The following is a 7,318-nucleotide window of genomic DNA, read 5'->3' as shown; positions in this document are numbered from 1 at the left end:
TTAAAATAAAATAGCAACAAATTTGCTAAATCCTTACTGAAAGGGCGCTTGAGAGGATTTTGAAAAAAGGAGGTAATGAATTAGTAATGGTACTTACTGCGTTGTTTTACAATACACTTCCTTGTAACTCGTTATCAAAGATATAAAAATTTCAATACACTTACAACCGGCTCTATTCAAAAAAGGAACGCAGACCACTGTTTCTTTGTATTTCTATGGTATAATTCGGGTTAGAAAATGTCTTGTTTGTTGATTGGGCTTTAAATCGCGAGCTATTTATTGTTGGAAGCAATCGTAGTTATTATAATTACTGCTAATCTAACCGTACATATTTAAGGGCGTCTAATAGCACCAAGCATCCTAATATTGCCATTTCAATGTCGCAAAGCAGAACATTGAAAATTTTCCACCATGGCTTTTACCGCTTGGATTACCCCGATAAGCAGACTCTCTAATGCTGACGGACCGGGCTATCCGCTATATCGTTTGCGCCCAAAAGAACGCTCAAAAGGATGCCGCTTCTATTTGAGAAGGTAAATTCTGTTATGGGAGACTTAGTAAGCTTCATTGGTATAAGCAGATGATATTACGCCAATCTTTCCTCCCGGATAGCCTCTGTCTTATGTTGATGATTACGAATAGCTACCGAAAATTAACCTCCAAAAATAGGTAAGAAAATAAAAATTGCCACTGAATGGGGACATTGCTAAAATAAATTTCTACATCTTTAGAAAAAATAGCAAAAACTTACTATTTCTGATTTTACTAAACATTCCATTCAATATTTAACTTTGAAAGCATCCACGCTTCAGGCGTGGCTTAGCCCACTAACGCTATGCACACACATCTGATTACGCTGCTTAATAAAAGAATACAGGATGCTATGATCCGGTTTTCAAGACTGCCAGGAGAAAATTTCTACCTGCACGACAGCTTATGTAATCAATTATTATACAACTGCAAATTGTTTATTGAATACTACATCAGCTTGTTCAAAACTTTTAACTTCCTTCCCTCAGAGCCTAACCAATATATAAAAAGGCAGTTACTTATAAAAGATTATCTCAATGATCTGCCACAACTGACTAACAGTACCATTGATAAAAAAATACAGGAAATAATTCAAAGTTCCATACAGCACCTGGAAATTCCGTCGGTACTTATAAGCGACAATACCATAGTACCTGAATACCTGAATAAAATGCTTGAAGCAGTACTGCCGGAATGAAAAAATCCCACTTCGTAGTTTGGTTCTGAAGTTCAACAAGCCCTATCAACATTTTCAAAAGGATTGCCGGCAATATTTTGGATCAACCTTCTATAATTTCTATATAAAAATCAAAATGCTTGATGTGCTGGATGACTTATTGTTTACCGATTTGAACTTGAAAGAAATTGCCTACAATAACCGATTTTCAGATTACAAAAACATGCACAGGATCTTTAAAATGTATGATATTAATCTAAAGGCTATTCCAAGGTTTCTAAGACACCTTTAGCTGGCAGTTACTTTTAGCGATGTTTTCGCTACTATTTGCGATAAAAAAGATACTATTTAGGATGTTTTTGTTACTATTTGCCATCTTTTTTACAGCCAATAGCTAGAGCTTTACGATCAGATCAAACAAGCCCTGCGATGAAAAAAGCCTCCTTAATACCAACACTGATCAGTTACTTTTTTGTACTGCTGTTTTTTTACGCTTCCATCAGTAAATTAATGGAATTTGAAAACTTCCAGGTGCAGCTGGCACAATCTCCGCTATTGAGCGCCTATGCGGGATTTATTTCCTATACGGTCATTATTGTAGAATTGATAGTAGCCATTATGCTGTGTATATCCACGGCCCGCTTATCCGGCTTATACGCTTCATTAGGATTAATGGTAGGATTTACGATTTATATTTACCTTATCCTTAATTACAGTGATTTTGTTCCCTGTTCCTGCGGTGGGATTCTCGAAAAACTGGGATGGACGCAGCACCTGGTTTTTAATATAGCCTGCATTCTGCTGGCCCTTTGGGGAACCTTCCTGCTTGAAAAACAAAAACATGGTTACCGGATAAAACCTGTGCTGTATACTTCTTCTATTTCTATAATAAGCTGTTTGATCGTTATCGGACTATTTATCAGTTCAGAGCACACGATTAAAAAAGAGAACAATTTTACACGCCGTTTCCTTCAGCACCCGGTAATAGAAGATAAAAGGATCAATCTTGGTGTAAACTCTTTTTATTTTGCCGGAGCTTATAAAGACAAGATATATCTGGGTAATTATACCACCCCTTTATATATAACAGAAATCGACACTGCTTTGAACAGCAGGAAGATGATTCAAATTACCCTCGATAATAAAGATCATCCTTTCAAATCACTGCTCGCAAAAGTAAACTATCCCTTTGTCTACCTGTATGATGGTACTGTGCCCATTATTTACCAGGGAGACCTGCACACGCAACAGGCAAAGACGATCAGTTATAAGCAAGCGTACTTTTCTCAATTGGTGATGTTAGATGATCATCGCTACGGCTTTCGTGCCACCAGCAGCAAAACCAACTCGCAGGTGTTGGGCATTATTGATCCCCGGAGTAAGGTTAGTGTACAATTATTCGAGAACCGGTTAAGTAAGCAAAAAGATGGTGTATTTGATATGGACGGTAAGCTGCTTTTTGATGAAGTAATGCAAAAGCTTATTTACATCTATTATTATCGCAACCAGGTATTAGTAATGGATGATTCCCTACAACTAATAAGAAGTCTTCACACCATTGATACAACGACCCAGGCGCAGGTAAGCGTAAAAACAACATCTGACGGAACAACAAAAATGTTGGCACCTCCAAAAAGGGTAAACAAAAATATGGTTGCTTTCCGTAATTTATTATTTAATGAATCGGGCTTAATGGGTAAATATGAATCCCGTTCCAACTGGCAACGAGGCTCCATTATCGACATATACAAAACTGACCAGCAGGAGTACATTGGTAGCTTCTACATTAATAACAGGCAAAAAAACAGTTTATCACAAATACTCACAACAGATCAATATCTATACATTATTTCCGGAAATGAACTGGTTCGTTACCGTTTTGCGCAGACGGTTTTAAAACAGTTCAAAAACAGGGGAAGCCGAAAACCTTAAGAGTAGGCGTAAATTTTAAATAGTAAATTATGAAAAAAGTAATGATTCCCGCTGCACTATTTGTAGTAGCTGTAGTGTCAGCTTTCACCACTCAATCGGTTAAAACAGCAGCCGATCCAGAGCCGTACAGAATAGATATCCCTGGAGTTGATTGTTCCCCGGTGACGGAGACTTGTACAGAGACCCCAACTGCGACCTTCTGTCAACACAGTCTTTCCCCGGAGTAGATCTATTTGCAATGAATGAAGCCGGTACGGCTTGTGATGTTGTTTTATACAAACCCTAAAAAGTAAGGACGGCTTAACTGCCGTCCTTTTTTAATTTCTTTTCAATCCAGGGTTTGGTATGTCCTTTCAGGTAATGATCAAACCAATCTAAAATCCGCTGGGCTAAATCCAAACGATTTTCCTTTTTCACAAGTGCATGCCCCTCTTTAGGATAAAGCAACATGACGGCAGGCTTATTCAAAATTCTCAATGCGAGATATAAAGACATGCTCTGTTGCATGTTTACATTGGTGTCTTCTTTTCCGGCCCATATCAATAACGGCGTATTAATCTTATCGGCAGCAAGCAAAGGCGATTGCGATAAATATAGTTGTGGATTTCCAAAATACGGCATGGTCATTTTGGATTGCTGGTCTTCAAACCGCCAAAATGTAGGTATGTCAAAATACCAAATCGAAAAATACCAACTTGTCAGGTCTGACATGCCTGTACCGCTGATAGCAGCTTTAAAAAGGTTGGAATGAGACACGATATAATTAGTTTCATAACCACCAAAAGAAGCACCTATTAGTCCTATATTCCCTTCATCTATAACTTCCTTTTCCAAGACTTTTTTCACAGCATTTTCTACACATTTCAGAGCGGAAGCTCCGGGGCTGTTAGGCTCTGTTTCAATGTCAGGCAGAAATACAAAATAATTATGACGGGTAAGGAAACTTATATTAAAACCGCCTTGTGTTCTATCTGAAGGTAGCTCAAATACTTTAGCCTTTTCAGATTGCTTCTGGTAAATACGCACGATCATCGGATACCGCTTACCGGCGGTATAATCCACCGGGTAATATAAAAACCCGGTTAGGGTCTCTTTACCGGTAGCCGATAAATACTGTAGCCTTTCTCTTTTGCTCCATGTATAATGATGGTAATCGGGATTTGAAGTAATCAGGGTTTCTGAGCTGCCTTTTAGATCCAGGCTGACCAATTTCGGGGGCTCATTATAATTTTCTTCTCTAAAATAAATATTGTTACCCCTCATTAAAGGGTATTCATTAATGGCATTGGATGTACTGTAAAGCTTCTTTAATCTTGCACTACTCAAATGATAAATAATAATATGATCATCCGGTGTAGTTTCCTTAATAACGATGCTCTTAGGATTTATAATTTTCTCAAAATCAAGAATCGAATAGAATGATTTTAAATTTTCTTTCTTAAGCAGTTTATTTAGCTTTTTTGAAGATAAATCGACCTGCCAAACAGATTGCTTGTCTGTGATATAAGCCTTATTACCCGTACCCCATAACCACTTTTTAAAAGGTTCGTTAACAAAAAAATTATCCTCTGCAAATAATGCTGGCAAATGTTGGGTAAGATTAAATTGTTGTTGGTTTTTTAAATCTATTAGCCACCAGTTATTATCCTGAAAAAAGCGATTTGCGATTTATCCGGGGATATCGACCAACTGTCATCAATGAAATTTTTCAAAAGTGATGTTTCAATGCCTGTGTGTAAGTTTAGAAGGCTAATATCAATTTTGTGATTACGAAATCGATAATCTCGATGTTTCTCTTTATTAATTAACAGGAATTTGCCGTTATCAAGAAACTTATAATCCAGGAATCCAATTTTATACTTATTAATAATATTTCCTGAACTATACTTTAAGAGAATTAATTCTTTTTCTGAAAGACGAGCATCCCTCGATTTCTTAATAGGATATATATGATTATCACCTGTTCCCCAGACTTCAACATCTGTTGCAGCCAGCTTTTCATTCTTGTTTACAGAAGCGACTTCAAAGACTATTTCATCCCCAAAAGATTGAGCAATTTTAATTTTATCAGCGGTCAAACCAGGTAGTGATATAGGAACGGCAGGCTGCTGTTTTTTTATAGCTAACTGAACTCTTTTTAAATAGTACTGTGAGTTTTCAGTGTACAATACATCAATGTAATTATTATCTGTCCACCACAGATCAACAAAATGTTTTTCCGGTAAATCCAGCTTGTAATTCAATGAGTTTTTAAAATCAAAGAACTCAATACCTTCAGCAAAGAATAATGTTAACCGAAGTTTTTCATGATCCCATTTATACCTAGCTAGGCTTTTTGTAATTGATTTGGTTTTCCCACTTTTAAAATCCCATAAACTAAAACGGGAGTTTCCCGGTTCTTTACCAGCCTGCTCCAATAACATTCCTTTACCGGGTATTACATAAAAATTACCAAATCCATCAAGACTGGTCCTTTCAAGGGTTGGTAGATCGTAAATAGTTATTTTCCTTGCATCTGACATGGAAACAAAATAATCATTTCCATAAAACTCAAATTTGACATTATCCACTTCAAAGGAATTGCCATTCAACCTGCTTTTTAAAATCATCTGAGACTTTCCTTCTCCAAAATATTTAGAATACACAAACCAGCTTTTATTACTATTCGTAGTTACAAAATTCACGTCGTACCATCCGTCATATTTAAACGCGCTATCATTTTTAAGGGCAGCGTTTTGGCCATATCCGCAGATAAATAGCAAAAAGCTAAAGAGGCGCAAAAATTTAATATCCTTCATTTTGGGGTAATAGATTAGGGTTTAAGATGATTTCTTTTTCAGGTATCGGTAGTAACTCATGATAGGGTTTCCAGTTAGGTTTTTGGCTCATTAACTTGCTTAATGCTCCGGTTCTTTTCAAGTCAAAGAATCGGTTGCCAAATTCTGTAAATAACTCATGTACCCGTTCGGCTTTGATCTTCACCCGAAGATCAGCTACCGATGATCCTGAAAGGGCTGTTAAACCAGCGCGAACGCGCACTTTGTTTAAATCTGCTTCGGCAAGGTTGGGTTCATTCAGGTTAGTATAGGCTTCCGCCCTTATCAGGTACTGCTCTGAGAGCCTTAGTACGATACTATTTTCTACCGTTTGCGGTGCCGGATTGAGCACTTTGTATTTATAGGGCTGGTACCAGACACCCGCGCCACTGGTAACTGTTTTGATCCAACTGGTTTTGCGGTTATCACCACTCTCAAAACTGTTTACCATTAAAGGGGAAAAGCTTACAAATGCGGGAGGTGTTGTGTTGATGACAAAGGCGGTAGCTTCCAGTGAATTACCGGTTGCTGTATTGGGAGAAAACTGCCATAGCGAAGACGTGCTGGATTTGTTAAACTCATTAGCCGGATTATTTTCCAGTTGAGCACCGCTACTTAAAATAACATCGCTGGAATATTGCTGCGCTTTAAACCAGTCTTTGTTAGTAAGATAAAATCTTGCCATGAACGCTTTAAGGCTGTAAATATTGATCCTTGTCTTAGGATTGGAGATGCCAGAATTTACAAAGGCATCATGCGCACTTAGAAAATCCGCTTCAATCTTTGAAATGATCACCGGAATTTTATCTTTTGAAGGTCTTTGGTTTTGGCTGTAATCAGTTCCCGTAATATAGGGCACTTCTCCAAAAAGATTATAGAGGTAGTAGTAAATAATTCCTCTTAGGGTTAATGCTTCCGCCCTAACATTAGCTTTAAAGCTTGCTTCAAGAGCGGTAGATTTTTCAACCCCTTCAAGAAAAGAATTGATCTTATAGATCGTAGCATACGCAGTATTCCAAAGATCAAGAACGTTCTGATTCTGCGGGTTGACGGTATTTAAATAAAACTCCCGGTGAGAGGGCAGGTTATTGGCGTAAAAATTTAGCTCATCTGTATAAAGTCCCAATAGAATACTTAGTCCTGAATTACTCCCTGTTAAAAATCCGGTATCCCGTGTGCTTACATAAATATTCATGAGTGCGGCTTCACAGGTTTTCTTATCCTGAAAAACAGCATCTGCTGTTAATTGCGAATTTGGATCGCCAACATCCAAAAACTGATCACAGCTAACGAAAGCAAATACAAGAAAGCTGTAGATAATAAATTTAAACTTGTATATAGATATTTTAATTGTTTCCATGTC

The 7,318-nt window shown here is 37.5% G+C and carries 7 protein-coding genes; 4 read left to right on the top strand and 3 right to left on the bottom strand.

Going from position 1 to position 7,318, the window contains the following annotated elements; genetic code table 11:
- Positions 1-835: 835 nt before the first annotated feature.
- The 4 genes from N4G44_RS05915 to N4G44_RS05900 all read left to right on the top strand — a co-directional run bounded on the left by N4G44_RS05915 (position 836) and on the right by N4G44_RS05900 (position 3,366).
- Positions 836-1,228, top strand: coding sequence for a hypothetical protein (locus N4G44_RS05915; RefSeq protein WP_474925179.1), 393 nt, complete (start codon positions 836-838; stop codon positions 1,226-1,228).
- A complete protein-coding gene (locus tag N4G44_RS05910; RefSeq protein WP_474924051.1) occupies positions 1,206-1,499 on the top strand; it encodes a helix-turn-helix domain-containing protein in 294 nt (97 codons plus the stop codon). Before N4G44_RS05915 ends, N4G44_RS05910 begins: the two co-directional genes overlap by 23 nt.
- Positions 1,500-1,636: 137 nt before the next feature.
- Positions 1,637-3,139 carry a DoxX family protein gene (locus N4G44_RS05905; protein WP_474924049.1) on the top strand — a complete coding sequence of 501 codons (1,503 nt, stop codon included), beginning with the start codon at positions 1,637-1,639 and terminating at the stop codon, positions 3,137-3,139.
- Positions 3,140-3,168: 29 nt separating this feature from the next.
- A complete protein-coding gene (locus tag N4G44_RS05900) occupies positions 3,169-3,366 on the top strand; it encodes a DUF6520 family protein (RefSeq protein WP_474925176.1) in 198 nt (65 codons plus the stop codon).
- A 73-nt stretch (positions 3,367-3,439) separates the two neighbouring features.
- Here N4G44_RS05900 and N4G44_RS05895 read toward each other — a convergent pair whose 3' ends face one another.
- From N4G44_RS05895 to N4G44_RS05885, 3 genes are read right to left on the bottom strand one after another with little or no spacing between them, the layout of a single operon-like run.
- Complete coding sequence (locus N4G44_RS05895) at positions 3,440-4,726, bottom strand: alpha/beta hydrolase family protein (protein WP_474925175.1); 1,287 nt, start codon at positions 4,724-4,726, stop codon at positions 3,440-3,442.
- A 41-nt stretch (positions 4,727-4,767) separates the two neighbouring features.
- Positions 4,768-5,937 (bottom strand): hypothetical protein, encoded by a 1,170-nt coding sequence (locus tag N4G44_RS05890; RefSeq protein WP_474925173.1) that lies wholly within the window; start codon positions 5,935-5,937, stop codon positions 4,768-4,770.
- Positions 5,924-7,315 (bottom strand): RagB/SusD family nutrient uptake outer membrane protein, encoded by a 1,392-nt coding sequence (locus tag N4G44_RS05885; RefSeq protein WP_474924045.1) that lies wholly within the window; start codon positions 7,313-7,315, stop codon positions 5,924-5,926. The genes N4G44_RS05890 and N4G44_RS05885 overlap by 14 nt, the downstream gene beginning before the upstream one ends.
- Positions 7,316-7,318: the final 3 nt, after the last annotated feature.

Source organism: Chryseobacterium sp. GTID13, from assembly GCF_056172655.1.
This window is presented reverse-complemented; position numbering and strand designations above follow the sequence as displayed.

Bases quoted from the DNA above. Each gene is read 5' to 3' on its own strand.
- N4G44_RS05900 (WP_474925176.1), top strand. From the start codon at position 3,169: ATGAAAAAAGTAATGATTCCCGCTGCACTATTTGTAGTAGCTGTAGTG.
- N4G44_RS05890 (WP_474925173.1), bottom strand. From the start codon at position 5,937: ATGAAGGATATTAAATTTTTGCGCCTCTTTAGCTTTTTGCTATTTATC.
- N4G44_RS05885 (WP_474924045.1), bottom strand. From the start codon at position 7,315: ATGGAAACAATTAAAATATCTATATACAAGTTTAAATTTATTATCTAC.
- N4G44_RS05915 (WP_474925179.1), top strand. From the start codon at position 836: ATGCACACACATCTGATTACGCTGCTTAATAAAAGAATACAGGATGCT.
- N4G44_RS05905 (WP_474924049.1), top strand. From the start codon at position 1,637: ATGAAAAAAGCCTCCTTAATACCAACACTGATCAGTTACTTTTTTGTA.